Genomic DNA, 14072 nt, shown 5'->3' with positions numbered 1-14072 from the left:
GCAATATTAGATACATATGAAAAATAAAAGATCATTTCTGTATGTGATGTTAACGATTGCATTTCCCATCGCATTACAGAATTTATTAACTACAACAGCCAGTATGGTTGATACGATCATGATTGGAAGGCTGGGAGAGTCGTGCGTGGCAGCAGTTGGTATCTGTTCGCAGATCAGCTCGCTGTTCTTCAGCTGCTACTGGGGATTTGCCAGCGCATCGATCCTGTTTTTCTCCCAGTACTGGGGAGCAGATGATGAAAAGGGAATTAATCGTACATTCGGTATCACTTTCATCTGTATGGCAATCGTAGGATTTGCATTTGCATCCCTTTGTATTATCAGACCGGAATTTTTACTGGGTGTATATACAGATAAAGAAGTATTTATCCAGATCGGAAAGCCATATATGCGGATTGTCGGATGGGCATATCCACTTCAGGTATTTGCTGTACTTATCAGCTTCCTGCTCCGTTCCACAGAGCGGGTGAAAGCACCACTAATCTGTTCCATCGTAGGACTGGTAGTGAACTTCTGCTTGAACTTCGTGTTGATATATGGTAAATTCGGCGCACCGAAAATGGGGGCTGCCGGTGCGGCAGTCGGAACACTTGCATCTGCGATCATCAATTTATTATTGCTGTTTATCTACCTGATGCGTTCGGAATGTAAGGTGCGGATCCGTCTGAGTCAGATGTTCTTATTCCATGGCGGATTTATCAGGGTATATCTGGCAAATGCATTTCCAATCCTCTGTAACGAATTGTTTTATGGAGTTGGACAAATGCTGATCAATATCGTGATCGGACACCAGAATGAATCTGCGATCGCCGCCATGGCAGCTTTCCGTGTATGCGAGGGCTTTGTCTATGCATTTTTTGGCGGCTTATCAAATGCAACCAGCGTTGTGATCGGACAGTCTGTCGGTGCCGGTGACCATAAGGGGGCATATCGGTTTATGAAGCGGTCGGCATTGTTCTGCCCGGCAGTTACTTTCGGGATCGTGTTGATCTGTGCGTTATTACATGAACCATTGTTTGGCTTATTTGGACTGGGTGATCAGGCACTTCGGTATGGCATGTATATGTTATACATTTACTTGTTCTTCGGTGCGGTTCGAACCTGTAACTATATTATGAATGAGGGATACCGGGCAGCAGGCGAGACGAGAGTCGGAACCTATGTGGAGATTGGCGGTTTATTCTTAGTCAGCGTTCCGGCAACGTGGATCGCAGGTATGGTCTTACATCTGCCTTTCCTCGCGGTATTTTCATTTGTATATACGGATGAACTGGTGCGCCTGGCAATCGAGCTTGCCTATACCAGATCAGGCAAATGGGTGAAGCCGGTTACAGAAGCCGGAAGAAAGACTTTGCCGGAGTTCAAAGATTGGTTAAAGAACCGTAACAATCGTAAACGAAATGCAACATCTATAAAGAATAATTAAGCTGACAAAATCAGATAACGGACATATACTTTGTATATTCGAAAAACAGCCGGAGAAAAGCATTGTGATGAGATTCACAATAAGAATTCCAGAAACGTATTTACAGATGAATGCAGGAGGATTGTAAGGTATGAGAAAGAATAGAACCAAGTCGGGAAAGATTATGACGGTAGCACTTGCGGCAACATTTGCGGTTAGTTTGCTGGCAGGATGCAATGGCGCAGACTCAGAGTCAACAGAAAAGAACAAAGGAACAACCGAGATATCAACCGAAGCAACGACAGAGAAGACGGAAGCGCAGACAACAGAGGCAGCCAGCACAGAAGCTAAGACTGAGACACAGACCACTGAAGCGGCTTCTTCCGAAGAAGATGCCGGTGCTACAGAGGAAGGTACTTCTACAGCAGAATTACAGGAAGAAGCTGTATCCGCTCTGCCGGGTACATATCCGATAGACATGATCTTTAGCAGTGGAGCCGGTGGATGGAGTACAACATTAACATTATCACAGGATGGATCATTTACAGGAGCATTTTCTGATTCCGAAATGGGAGAACGAGATGAGAATGAATACCCAAATGGAACCGTATATGTTTGTAATTTCAGCGGACAATTCAAAGATATCAAGAAGGTAAACGATTATACATATTCGATGACTCTGGATAGCGTGAAAGTATCAGAAGATGAGGAAAAAATCGAAGATGGTATCCGTTATAAAGCGGGTGCACCATCCGGAATGGACAGTGGAACGGAGATCTATTTCTACACTCCGGATGCACCTGTCTCAGAATTGCCGGAAGCATTCCTTTCCTGGTGGCAGGAAAGTGCTGATGGATCAGCAACACTTGACTGTTATGCAATCTATAATAAATCCGCAGATTCCGGATTTTTTGAGTACGCAAAGTAAGTACTGCAAATGAAGAGATCATTAAGAAGATGAAAGAGAAAATATAATACAATGAAAAAGACTTTGTCTGAAACAGCAGGCTCTTTTGGGATATAAAGAGAGCAGCTGTTTTGGACAAAGTCTTTTTTATGGTTCAGGATAAACGAGGTGAAGTAAATGGGAAGCAATACATATAAGGATCTTCAGAACTCACATCCGTGTTTTGGAGGACAGAAAAATAATGCCGGGCGGATTCATATGCCGGTGAGTCCGGGATGAAACATCGGATGCCGTTTTTGTGAGCGGACGATCAATGATGTGGAGGAGCGATCGGGAGTAACATCAAAGGTGATCATACAGAAGCAGGCTGTTGTGGTGGACATGGTGGTCATAGTGGCTGTGGATGTGGAACACCGGATGGATTGCCCCCAAAAAAAAATTTGTACTTGATAAAACCTATAGAAATAGTATACTATAATGCGAAATGATAATTTATCATGTTTGCAGAAAAAGTAGATGAGATTCAGATGATGTACAGATGTATGGAATCATTTGAATCAGATAACAACGACAGGGAGGTCAAGATGAAGATATCAACAAAAGGAAGATACGCGATAAAACTGATGCTGGATCTGGCCACCTATTATAATGGTGAGCCGGTTAAGATAAAGGATATTGCAAGAAGACAGCATATTTCAGACAAATATCTGGAGCAGATCGTTGCAATATTAAATAAGGCATCACTGGTAAAAAGTATCCGTGGAGCGCGTGGAGGATACATGTTATATGCTTCACCGGAGAATTATACGGTGCGGCAGATCTTAGAAACAGTAGAAGGAAGTCTGGCACCTGCAGACTGTGTCGGCGATAACGCAGCTTACTGCGAAAACAGAAGTATGTGTGTCAGCGTACTGATCTGGGAGAAACTTGATCAGGCAATACAGGATGTACTTGAGGGAATCACCTTAGCCGATCTCGTTGACTGGCAAAACAACCTGATGGTAGACCAGTATGTTATTTAATATATGATAGACATTTGCGACATGAAGAAAAGGAGATCACATTGATTCTTGGCAGCAGCAATGATCGCGAAGTGGCCTTGACAAAGGACTGTCAGTTCATCCTGACCTCCTTCCCGATGAATGAACGGCTGGTATTTAACCGGACATATGCGGGATATCGGGGAAGCCTGACCTTTACCGAAGATTTATACGATAATCTGTAAAAGCAGATACCACATTTCACTCTGAAAAATTCAGAAAGAAATGTGGTATTTTTTTGTTCTAATTTTCATTTGTCATGCATACATTATAACTATCAGAAGTGTGTAACAGCCTACTTTAGGTATCAGATCATATCAGAAAAGCAGATGCTTTTCGAGTATTGGCAGATGATGGAACTGACAGGTGAAAATGGTTACAGATGACATATGCATGAGGTGGATCAGTTTGGAAAAAAGCAGAGAGAATGAAATATTGAAGATATTATCCGTAGCGTTAAGGAGAATATTTTCGAGTGAGATATATGATTATAACAAGCTTCAGGAGATAAGGCTTAGGATGAATGAACCCTTGATCGTGATCTATGATAATCGGGAATATTTTGTGACGGAGAAGGGAAAGCGAACCACAGAATGTAAGAAAGCATATATGGTAGCACCTGCCGATATAAGGGAAACGCTGGAATATATCAGTAACTATTCACTCTATGCATATGAGGATGAGATCCGGCAGGGATTTATAACGATTCAAGGGGGACATCGTGTAGGGCTTGCAGGAAAAGTCATTCTGGAATCTGGAATGATCAAGAGTGTCAGACATATATCATTTATCAATATCCGTTTGTCACATCAGGTTAAGGGATGCTGTAAGAAGGTTCTTCCGTACATAATAAATGGAAATGAGACATTTCATACACTGATCATTTCCCCACCGCGATGTGGCAAAACCACACTTCTTAGAGATATGATCCGGATGTTGTCGGATGGATTTCCAGGATTCAAAGGAAATACTATCGGTGTCGTAGATGAACGATCTGAGATCGGAGCCTGTTATAAAGGCGTACCACAAAATGATATCGGCATACGGACGGATATTCTTGACTGTTGTCCAAAATCATATGGAATGCTGATGCTGATCCGTTCGATGTCACCGCAGATCATAGCGGTGGATGAGATTGGCAGCCGGGATGATATCGATGCGATCTACAGCGTGATCAACTGCGGCTGTAAGCTGATCGCAACCGTACATGGCAATTCCATTGATGATATCAGAAATCGTCCGGGACTTCGGAAGCTGGTCGATGAGAGGATATTTGAACGATATATCGTGCTGAGCAATCGCAAACGGACAGGAGAGATCCGGACGATATTTGACGATCGGGGAAGTGTTCTCTTTATGGCGGAGGATGAACGCCTGACATCGGCATATGAAAATGAAGCGGCTGTAGCAGAACTGTCATAAGTGCAGGGAGGCGTACATATGTTATATATAAAGATTCTTGGAATGCTTCTGGTGGTCGCAGCTTCCTATGGGATAGGAAAGACGATAGAAGTTTATCAAAACCGGCGAGTGGAAGATATCTACGAGCTTCTGATATTTGTCCGGATGGCAAATGGGCATCTGGCATACAGTGCATCGGAGATCACCGAGATCATTCGGGAAGGATCGGATAAAGCAGGGGGAAGGATCGGAGACTGGCTTGCCGGGCTGGCTTTGCAGTTCCGGACGGAAGAATATGCTTCTTCTTTTGAGCAGATCTGGACAGGCAGTATCGGAAGTCTGATGGAACACAGCTATCTGACGGACGCACAGATCGGTGCGGTAAAAGAGCTTGGAAAATGGCTGTGTTATATGGATGTCGATATGCAGATCAGGAATCTGAAGCTGTGGGAACAGAACATGCAGGCAGAGTATGAGGAACAAAAGGACAGGGCACGCAGGATAAATAAAGTATCCAGATCACTTGGATTACTCGGAGGGATCTTTTTGATAATACTGATAGGGTAAGGGTGGCAGGAGCTTATGACGATACAGTTATTATTGAAGATAGGTGCGGTAGGAATCCTTGTAGCACTGTTGAATCAGATATTAAAGCATTCGGGGAAGGACGAGCTGGCATTCCTGCTGAATCTGGCAGGACTGATTCTTGTACTTTCTTGGATCATTCCATATATCGTAGAATTCTTTAATGACATTATGAAGCTTGTAAATATCGGTGGATAGGGGAGAAAAGGCATGAGTCTTGTTACGGTATGTATGGCATCGGTTCTGGTCGTTTTAGTAGCGATAAAACTAAAGAAAATGAATGCAGAATACAGCACGCTCTTAAGTATTGGAGCGTGTTTATTTATTGTCAGCTTTATCATAGGAAGACTTGGAAATGTACTGGATTCCATCGACCGCATTACCGGATACATCAATATCAATATGGAGTATATATCGATCCTGCTTAAGATGCTTGGCATTTCCTATATCTGTGAATTTGCGACAAATATCTGTAAGGACGCAGGCTATGGTGCGATTGCTTCGCATATTGAGCTTGCCGGACGGGTGACAATGGTGGTGATGAGTCTGCCAATCCTGTTCCATGTGATCGATATGGTTGTTCGTCTGATGGGGTAGAACTATGAGAGGACAAAAAGCGAAAATGATTATAGCAGGCGTAATGGCGTTCACGATCCTATTATCTGTGGTGTGTTTTGGCGGGCAGACCAGCAGGGCAGCTACCTTAGATGTCGATGAGACGGATCTGGGACTTGATGAAAACGCTTTTGACGAGATGGACATGCTGACAGAAGAACAGGCAGGACTCTCTTTTCGGGAGGTCGTATCCTATATCCGAAACGGAGACCTTCAGGGGCTTCTTGACTACAGTCTGGAAACAATACAGCAGACACTTACAGGGGAGATAAAAAGCAATAACCGCCTGCTCCTTCAGCTTCTTGCCGTTGTCATTCTGGGTTCGGTATTCACGAATCTGTCCGGAAAGTTTGGAAAGATGGTAGGTGGAAACGGCTTCTTTGTCACCTATCTGATGGTGGTATCCATCCTGCTCGGAATGTTTGCGATCGTTTCCGATATAGCGGTGTCGGCAGTCTTGGATCTTACGGATCTGATGATCACCTTTATACCTGCTTATACGTTGGCTGTCTCCTATACAAATGGTGCAGGCACGGCGGAATTTACCTATCAGATCACGGTGCTGATCATTTTTCTGTGCGAGAAGGTGATCATTCAGATCGTATTTCCGCTTGCCAAATGCAGTGGGGTGGTCGGACTGGTGAATAAGTTAAATGCCGAGGATCATTTTTCAAGGACAGTTACGTTGTTGAGGAATATTGCAGGATGGATCCTGAAAACCATGTTTGCAGTTGTAACCGGAATGAATGTGATAAAGGGTGTGATCGTTCCCTCTGTGGACAAGTTGGAACGAAATGCCGTCTTAAAAGCGTTCGGGATGCTGCCGGGGGGAAATACGGTTAAGAATGTCTCGGATATCCTGCTCGGTTCGGGTATGGTTTTGAAAAATGCTATCGGAATTGCGGGCGCGGTCGTCGTATTGCTGGCAGTGCTTCTGCCGGTTACCAAGATCGCGGTGATCTATCTGACTCTCCGTATCGTATCCGCATTTGTGCAGCCCTTGGGAGATAAAAGGTTTTCCGACGGCATTAACATTATGGCACAGACCATCGGTTTGATGCTGCGTGGCATCTGGTGTGCTTCCTTTTTATTTATCATCTCCCTCACACTTATGACGTTGCTTGCGAGGTGAAAAGCTGGTTGTCCATCCGGGTACATGCATAACCGTTTTTCAGAAATTGGTGGAAAGGAGTGCTGGATGTTGTTAGCTTGGATCAAAAATATCGTCCTTTTTATATTATTCTCCTCGCTGGTATTTTTCTTGCTTCCGGATGAGAAATACAGAAAATATATGCAGACGGCGGTTGGTTTTGTACTGGCGATCATTGTCCTGACACCTGTATTAAGTGCGGGAGGCTTGAACGACATTCTAAGCTTTGATTATTACTATGAATCTGTTGCAGGCGCACCGGGAAATGGCGATGTTACATATTATACAGATGTCATGGAGACTATGATCGAAGATCATTTGCGTGATACATTTCAATTGGGCAATAAGGTAACGATTACCTTTGATGGGAACTATACGATCACAGCGGTTGAGGTTGATGTTGTCTCTACAACATCAGACAGTGTAGCAGATACAACCGTGGATGTAGCAAAACTCCGTCAGGAGATCGCAAAAGAGTATAAGATCAGTGAGGACAGGATAGAAATATTTGTAAATGGATATCAGACAAAATAACATGTACTAAAAGCGGACATGTTACATATAATGGAGTGAGAGAGCATGGAAGGAATATGGAATAACATCAAACAAAAGCTGCAGGAACTGAAAAAAGACAAAAATGCGGCACTTCGAAAGTGCATGGGGATTTTGCTTGCAGGTATTTGTCTGCTGGTCATTCTCTGGCCGTCTGATAAGGAAAACGGATTTTCCGGACTTGATGCTTTAACCGGAACGAAGCAGGATAAAACGCCCGGTGGAGTGACTGGAAAACAACAGAACGGGGAGGCTGCTACGGATAATGGACAGGAAACTTCCGGAGAAATATTATCGGCGAACAGCGGCTATGAAGACTATATAGTATTTCAGGAGGAGAAGCTGCGAGGGATACTGTCTCAGGTGAAGGGTGTCGGAACGGTAAGTGTCATGATCACATTAAAAGATGGAGGCGAGAAGATCATAGAGAAGGATGTGACGAAGTCCGATAGTGAGTCAGATGGCAGCAGTCAGAAGAGCAGGAGCGAGACCTCTGTTATGACAAACGCAGACAGCGGCGAATATCCCTATGTGAGCAAAACACTGGAGCCGGAGATTGAGGGGGTTCTGGTCAGTTGTACGGGGGCTTCCGATCCAACTGTTGCAATGAAAATAACCGAAGCGGTGCAGGCATTATTTGGTGTTCCGGCGCATAAGATAGTTGTATTAGAACAAGAATAAAGCATGGAGGATATGGATGAAGAAAAAGATCTTTAAGAAAAACCGTCTGGTGATACTTGCCCTGTCGGTTATGATCGGAGTTGCAGGCTATCTGAATTTCAATGCAGGGAAAAGAGACGACCTGTTGCGGCAAAAGGCAAAGGAGACAAATGCGGATGCCGAAGTTATCAGCTATGACAGTGAGAAAGCTGACGCTTCCGACACTTCAGAAAAAGAGCTTACAGATCAGGCAGATAAAGAAACGATGGGAGCTGCGGATAATACAGAAGCAGGCGGAGAAGCTGCATCGGAGAATATCGATCCTACATATCTGGAACAGGCAGCTTTAGAGGAAAATGTGGAGTTAAACAGTGATGAAGAAGACATCGGAGAAGCAGTCCTTACCAGTGCGCAGGCAATGAGAACGAATCTCGCAACCGCAAAGCTGAACCGGGAACAGAACCGGGCAAAAAGTAAGGAAGCACTGCTTGCGATCATCAACGATGAAACTATGGACAGTGCAGCAAAAGATGAAGCAGTAAGCAGCTATGTAAAACTTACCGATACGATCGAGAAGGAGACGGATGCAGAAACTGTCCTGACAGCAAAAGGCTATACCGATTGCATTGTAACCGTAAATGATGATACAGTCGATGTCACCCTCCCTGTTGCCACCCTGTCCGACACCGAACGCGCACAGGTGGAGGACATCGTAACCAGAAAAACCGGCTACGACGTATCCCAGCTTGTAATAACAGTTGCCGAAGATAAGTAGGAATACACCTGCTAGAATTATGACATAAATATGATGCCCTCTATAAATGACTTGCTGTGCTTTCGACTCAAAGCACAGCGGACGGCACTATAACAAGAACCGGATACTCCATTGTAAATGACTAGCAGCGCTTTCGATTCGAAGTAAATGCCCTATTCGTAAATACTCCTGTGCCAACTCGCCTACGCCTCAAACAGGCACCCGTATTTACCGGCAATTTCCTTCTCCTGTCGAAATGCTCGCGGATGTCATATTATAAAGGGCATCATTTTTTTATGTTATAAAGCCCAGCAGGTGTAATTATGATTGTCTTCGTGGTGTAATTACAAGTTGTGATATGTCACAACGGAAAATAAATAAGTGAGATTAAATTTAAAGATTTGGAGCTTATATATTTTATATAGAAATTAACAGGCACTACAACAAACACCGGAGCCACATTGTAAGATGACATCCGCGAGCATTTCGACAAGAGAAGTAAATTGCCTGTAAATACGGGTGCCTGTCTGAGCCGAAGGCGAGTTGGCACAGGAGTATTTACAAATAGGGCATTTACTTCGGATCGAAAGCACAGCAGGTCATTTACAATGTGGCTCCGGTGTTTGTTGCAGTGCTGTTCGTTTGGTGTAAAACTGCACAAAAACAACTGGATATTTTGTATAAATAGAATGTGTTACCTTGTTTTTATGTTGGGCGTCAGATATAATGAAACTATATGTCTATATAGCAGAAAAAGATGCAGAATAACATGAAAAACAAGTTTTTTTACAGGGAGGTATGAATGAAAAACGGAAGAACAACAATGATAAAAAGGATTTTTGCCGTGACGCTGGCATTTGCGGTAGCTGTCTCGATCCTGACAGTGCCGGTACAGGAAGCGTATGCAGCCGGTGGCAAGGTAAAAACGGTGGCAGTTACAAACCTGCCCGCAAAACAACTGACACTTAAAAAAGGAAAGACATTTACCTTAAAATCAAAGGTAACAGTAACCGGAAAGGCTTCAAAGAAGGTTACATATAAGACAAGCAACAAAAAGATTGCGACGGTAAATGCAAAAGGTAAGATCACAGCGAAGAAAAAAGAAACCGCTAAGATCTATGTGATCTCAAAGGCAGATAAGAAGAAAAAATGCACGATCACAGTGACAGTCGGTACACCAGTTACCAAGGTAAAGCTGAACAAGACCAAGTCTACGATGACAATTGGCAAAAAGCAGACCTTAAAGGCAACGGTTACACCGAAGAAAGCCAGCAGCAAGGCAGTCGTATGGAAGTCATCCAATAAGAAGGTTGCAACTGTAACCAGCAAAGGTGTTGTAAAGGCAAAGAAGGAAGGAACCGTCACGATTACGGCAACAGCAAAGGACGGATCCGGTAAGAAAGCCACCTGTAAGATTACAGTGAAGAAAGCAGCTTCGATCATACCAATCCCGACACCGGAAGAACCACTGATCGTTAAGAGCCTGAATATAGCACAGCCGGATCTGTTAACCATTACATTAACAAAGCAGGCAGCACTCACGGCTTCGGACTTTCAGGTATGGGCAAAGAAATATGAAAGTGCAGACTATCTGAAACAGTATACGATCGGACAGATAACAACAACGGATTCGCTTACTTATAAGATTAAGCTTACAGGAGATTCGGTGTTACAGAAAAACTCCTATATAAAAGTAGTAGTTCCAAAATTAAATCTGTCAAGAGAATGTATCTATCGGGATGAAACTTATACGATAGAAAAATCAGAAACATATGTATACAAACTTGGAGATTCTGTTGATAAGAGTCAGACACTTGGAAAGGGCTATTCCAATTGCTCTGTCAGCGGACTGCCGGCAGGGGTTAAATATCAGATCAAGACAGCTGCTGCCACATGTACACTTAAATTTAACGGTAACGTGACAAAGCAAGGGAAATATACAAGTAAATTAGTCTATGAAGATGAACTTGGTAACAAATTCAGTATGACTATCATCTGGCTGGTTTATGATGGAACGGAACTGCTTGTAAAGGATGCGGAAAAGGTTCTGACAACTGCATGGGGAACTACGCTTCCACAGCTTAAGGTATATGGCGGAAACGGTACTGATACGAGCGATTATACATATGAGATTTTACGAGAAGAAAGTGACAGTGCTGCATTAGCAGTTTCTTCACTCATCAATGGTGGAGCCGGGATACAGGTATCATCCCCAAAACTGTCAACCGGAACCTACAAGCTTCGTATCCGTGCAACAGATAAGACAGACACTTCTATGACAAGCACAGGAACTCTTACACTAAAAATTATAGAAGGCGGTTATTTACAGGGTAAAGTAAAAGATGCAAATGGCGATCCACTGACCAGTTTTCAATTCACTATGAAGAACCAAAATGAATATGCCGAGTATACGGATGAGGTAAGCGGCAGATGGAATGGTGTTAGTAAGGATGGAGTCATTTTAATGGATGATCTGGAAGCCGGTACTTATGATGTTGCGGTATCCAGTTATAGTGGAACAGTAGGTACTACTGTTTATAATCTGAAGACTCAGAAAGCGGCATATGGAACAGATGATGTGCATCCGGTCTGGTCATTTGATGTCACACTCCCGGTATATAAGGTTACTATAGAGCTGGACCCGGATGTACCGGATGTGGTGAAAAATATAACCAATTTTGGCAATTGGCAGGATGTTTCAGCCGGAAGTTATTACGAATCTGGCAAAACCGTTTATCTGGAAAATGGAACTCATCATTTAACCTGTCGAAAGAGTATAAGTGGTGAAATTTATAATTTTTATCTGGATGTGACGGTGAACGGAAGTAATACGACCGCATATGCATATGTCAAAGAATAAGGTTCGTATGAGAATAGATTAGGGAATCTACAGAAGGAGAGTATAGATGAAAGAAAGACGATATAATTTGTCTGTGAAAAGATTTCTGGCATGGGTGATAGCGATCGCAGTTGCAGTATCCATTCTGACTGTCCCACAGACAGAGAGCTATGCAGCCGGTGGTAAGATCAAAACCATAGCGGTTACGAATCTGCCGGCAAAGCAGTTAACCTTAAAAAAAGGAAAATCCTTTACCTTAAAGACAAAGGTAACAGCGACAGGAAAGATTTCCAAAAAGGTCGCATATAAATCGAGTAACAAGAAAGTTGCAACTGTAAATGCAAAGGGTAAGATCACGGCAAAGAAGAAGGGAACCGCTACGATCACCGTTTACTCCAAAGCAGATAAGAAAAAGACCTGTAAGATCAAGGTGACAGTTGGTACCCCGGTTACCAAGGTGAAGTTAAATAAGACAAAGGCAAACTTAAATGTCGGTAAATCACTGACCTTAAAGACAACCCTTTCACCGAAGAAACCAAGCAATAAAGGAATCATTTGGAAAAGTTCGAATACCAAGGTAGCAACCATTACGAGCAAAGGTGTCGTAAAGGCAAAGAAAGCGGGAACCGTTACGATCACAGCGACAGCAAAGGATGGTTCCGGTAAGAAAGCAGCCTGTAAGATCACTGTAAAGAAAGCAGCGGTGACTCCGGTTGTTCCGGAAGTACCGGTTGTGATCCGGAACGTGAGTATTGTGAATAAAGCAGTGATCCAGGTGACATTAAATAAGGCAAAAATATTACAGACATCGGATTTTGCAGTATCCAGTAAGGTATATGGATACGGGAACTTTGTAAGAAAGTGTGTGATTGATCATCTGGAAACAACAAATAACATTACATATAAGCTTTATCTGGACAAACAGGATATTTTTTATAATGGAGATATTGTTCAGGTATCTGTTCCGACATTAAACAGTACAAAAGAACTGACATATCGGACAAAGCCGACAGAGATAACAATAAGATCGGAAGTACGACGTAAGAAAGGAACAGTGGTAGGGACCAGTTCCTTAGATACTTCAGGCGTTTATGATCCGGATGTACAGGGCTATGCTGTATATACAGTAAGCAATCTTCCAACCGGTCTTTCGTATAAGGTGGTAGATGACGCAGACCAATCCGGTTATCTGCAGTTTTATGGTACCTTGAAAGAGACAGGAATCTGGGAGACAAAGGTTGATGTCGTAGATGAATTTGGAAATAAGATTCATTATATCAAGGTATGGAAAGTATATGATGAAAGGGCAGTCATAGCACAGGATATTACAAAATATGGATGTCTGAGTTTTCCAGCTCCAAACAAACCAAATGGAACTTATACAGTAAAGTATGGAGCACAGATAAGTCCTATTGGTGGTAATGGCAGTTACAAATATGAAGTTGTGTCAAAAGCAGATTGTCTGGATTTGGTGATGTCAACAACCGGAGTACAGTATTGTTCGATTGATACAGATCAGGCTGGTGAATATACCATGAAGATAAAGATCTCTGACAGCAGGGATGCCAGTGTTTTCACATACTGTACAGTAACCTTTGTTATAAGGCCGGGAGTCCTGCTCAGTGTTACAGCTACCGATCTGGATGGAAATAAGATCAAATATACCGGTATAGATACTTATTTGTGCAGACTTAAATCCCAGTGGAAGGATAATTCATACAGTGAGATCAGCTATGCACGAGAGGTCGGGGAGATTAGCGATGGAATGGCAATATACAGCTATGTACCGGAAGGAGTCTATGATATCTCGATTGAGGATGAAAGAGGCGGAACAGGAGCCTATGCAAGTGATTATTTTGTAAGTGCAGCTACGAATGAAGTTAAGTTAACTCTTCCTGTATATCAACAGACCATCGTGTCGGATAATACGGATTTTGCAGATCTTAGCGAAATGGGAGAGTGGAAGGATGAAAATGGAGTTGTACAGGGAAAAGGCGGATACCTCTATCTGGCGGTTGGTAATTATACACTGACCGGTACCGCGGAGAAAGATGGTGTGACTTATCAGGCAACTCTTAAAATATCAGTTACAAATACTACACGGGCTGCAATGGTAACCGCCCATGTAATGGCTCAATAAATAAAA

15 protein-coding genes are annotated in these 14072 nt (G+C 43.1%); all 15 read left to right on the top strand.

All coding sequences use genetic code 11. The features are described from left to right. The first annotated feature begins 16 nt into the window (after window positions 1–16). The 15 genes from DWW85_RS09255 (at window position 17) to DWW85_RS09180 (ending at window position 14066) form a co-directional block, all read left to right on the top strand. Window positions 17–1444: an MATE family efflux transporter gene (locus DWW85_RS09255; protein WP_117808440.1), complete on the top strand. Its 1428-nt coding sequence runs from the start codon at window positions 17–19 to the stop codon at window positions 1442–1444. A 130-nt stretch (window positions 1445–1574) separates the two neighbouring features. Next, window positions 1575–2351, top strand: coding sequence for a hypothetical protein (locus DWW85_RS09250; RefSeq protein WP_117808439.1), 777 nt, complete (start codon window positions 1575–1577; stop codon window positions 2349–2351). A 563-nt stretch (window positions 2352–2914) separates the two neighbouring features. Then, window positions 2915–3352 (top strand): Rrf2 family transcriptional regulator, encoded by a 438-nt coding sequence (locus DWW85_RS09240; protein ID WP_117808494.1) that lies wholly within the window; start codon window positions 2915–2917, stop codon window positions 3350–3352. A gap of 14 nt (window positions 3353–3366) precedes the next feature. After that, a complete protein-coding gene (locus DWW85_RS09235; RefSeq protein WP_201815390.1) occupies window positions 3367–3555 on the top strand; it encodes a nitrogenase component 1 in 189 nt (62 codons plus the stop codon). A 69-nt stretch (window positions 3556–3624) separates the two neighbouring features. Then, the gene (locus DWW85_RS13045; RefSeq protein ID WP_278286978.1) at window positions 3625–3756 is read left to right on the top strand and encodes a hypothetical protein; all 132 of its coding nucleotides are present in this window, start codon (window positions 3625–3627) and stop codon (window positions 3754–3756) included. Between the two features lie 22 nt (window positions 3757–3778). Next, window positions 3779–4792, top strand: coding sequence for a stage III sporulation protein AA (spoIIIAA, locus tag DWW85_RS09230; RefSeq protein WP_117785196.1), 1014 nt, complete (start codon window positions 3779–3781; stop codon window positions 4790–4792). Window positions 4793–4810: 18 nt separating this feature from the next. Next, complete coding sequence (locus DWW85_RS09225; RefSeq protein WP_117808437.1) at window positions 4811–5338, top strand: stage III sporulation protein AB; 528 nt, start codon at window positions 4811–4813, stop codon at window positions 5336–5338. A gap of 15 nt (window positions 5339–5353) precedes the next feature. Further along, window positions 5354–5554: a stage III sporulation protein AC gene (spoIIIAC, locus tag DWW85_RS09220; protein ID WP_008401466.1), complete on the top strand. Its 201-nt coding sequence runs from the start codon at window positions 5354–5356 to the stop codon at window positions 5552–5554. A 12-nt stretch (window positions 5555–5566) separates the two neighbouring features. Next, window positions 5567–5953 (top strand): SpoIIIAC/SpoIIIAD family protein, encoded by a 387-nt coding sequence (locus DWW85_RS09215; RefSeq protein ID WP_021944766.1) that lies wholly within the window; start codon window positions 5567–5569, stop codon window positions 5951–5953. 4 nt (window positions 5954–5957) lie between these two features. Continuing rightward, window positions 5958–7103: a stage III sporulation protein AE gene (locus DWW85_RS09210; protein WP_117808436.1), complete on the top strand. Its 1146-nt coding sequence runs from the start codon at window positions 5958–5960 to the stop codon at window positions 7101–7103. Window positions 7104–7169: 66 nt separating this feature from the next. Then, window positions 7170–7655, top strand: coding sequence for a stage III sporulation protein AF (locus DWW85_RS09205; RefSeq protein ID WP_181986547.1), 486 nt, complete (start codon window positions 7170–7172; stop codon window positions 7653–7655). Between the two features lie 45 nt (window positions 7656–7700). Next, a complete protein-coding gene (locus DWW85_RS09200) occupies window positions 7701–8354 on the top strand; it encodes a hypothetical protein (protein WP_117808434.1) in 654 nt (217 codons plus the stop codon). A 16-nt stretch (window positions 8355–8370) separates the two neighbouring features. Continuing rightward, window positions 8371–9108 carry a SpoIIIAH-like family protein gene (locus tag DWW85_RS09195; protein ID WP_117808433.1) on the top strand — a complete coding sequence of 246 codons (738 nt, stop codon included), beginning with the start codon at window positions 8371–8373 and terminating at the stop codon, window positions 9106–9108. Window positions 9109–9889: 781 nt separating this feature from the next. Beyond that, complete coding sequence (locus DWW85_RS09185; RefSeq protein WP_117808431.1) at window positions 9890–11947, top strand: Ig-like domain-containing protein; 2058 nt, start codon at window positions 9890–9892, stop codon at window positions 11945–11947. Window positions 11948–11993: 46 nt separating this feature from the next. Next, the gene (locus tag DWW85_RS09180) at window positions 11994–14066 is read left to right on the top strand and encodes an Ig-like domain-containing protein (protein ID WP_117808430.1); all 2073 of its coding nucleotides are present in this window, start codon (window positions 11994–11996) and stop codon (window positions 14064–14066) included. Window positions 14067–14072: the final 6 nt, after the last annotated feature.

The organism is Clostridium sp. AF17-21AC, from assembly GCF_003461365.1.
In the GTDB taxonomy this organism is placed as follows: domain Bacteria; phylum Bacillota; class Clostridia; order Lachnospirales; family Lachnospiraceae; genus Coprococcus; species Coprococcus ammoniilyticus.
The sequence above is the reverse complement of the archived record's forward strand: the minus strand, read 5'-3'. Positions and strand labels throughout refer to the sequence as shown.

Bases quoted from the DNA above. Each gene is read 5' to 3' on its own strand.
- DWW85_RS09225 (WP_117808437.1), top strand. From the start codon at position 4,811: ATGTTATATATAAAGATTCTTGGAATGCTTCTGGTGGTCGCAGCTTCC.
- DWW85_RS09200 (WP_117808434.1), top strand. From the start codon at position 7,701: ATGGAAGGAATATGGAATAACATCAAACAAAAGCTGCAGGAACTGAAA.
- DWW85_RS09180 (WP_117808430.1), top strand. From the start codon at position 11,994: ATGAAAGAAAGACGATATAATTTGTCTGTGAAAAGATTTCTGGCATGG.
- DWW85_RS09250 (WP_117808439.1), top strand. From the start codon at position 1,575: ATGAGAAAGAATAGAACCAAGTCGGGAAAGATTATGACGGTAGCACTT.
- DWW85_RS09240 (WP_117808494.1), top strand. From the start codon at position 2,915: ATGAAGATATCAACAAAAGGAAGATACGCGATAAAACTGATGCTGGAT.
- DWW85_RS09205 (WP_181986547.1), top strand. From the start codon at position 7,170: ATGTTGTTAGCTTGGATCAAAAATATCGTCCTTTTTATATTATTCTCC.
- DWW85_RS09215 (WP_021944766.1), top strand. From the start codon at position 5,567: ATGAGTCTTGTTACGGTATGTATGGCATCGGTTCTGGTCGTTTTAGTA.
- DWW85_RS09185 (WP_117808431.1), top strand. From the start codon at position 9,890: ATGAAAAACGGAAGAACAACAATGATAAAAAGGATTTTTGCCGTGACG.
- DWW85_RS09255 (WP_117808440.1), top strand. From the start codon at position 17: ATGAAAAATAAAAGATCATTTCTGTATGTGATGTTAACGATTGCATTT.
- DWW85_RS09195 (WP_117808433.1), top strand. From the start codon at position 8,371: ATGAAGAAAAAGATCTTTAAGAAAAACCGTCTGGTGATACTTGCCCTG.
- DWW85_RS09210 (WP_117808436.1), top strand. From the start codon at position 5,958: ATGAGAGGACAAAAAGCGAAAATGATTATAGCAGGCGTAATGGCGTTC.
- spoIIIAC (WP_008401466.1), top strand. From the start codon at position 5,354: ATGACGATACAGTTATTATTGAAGATAGGTGCGGTAGGAATCCTTGTA.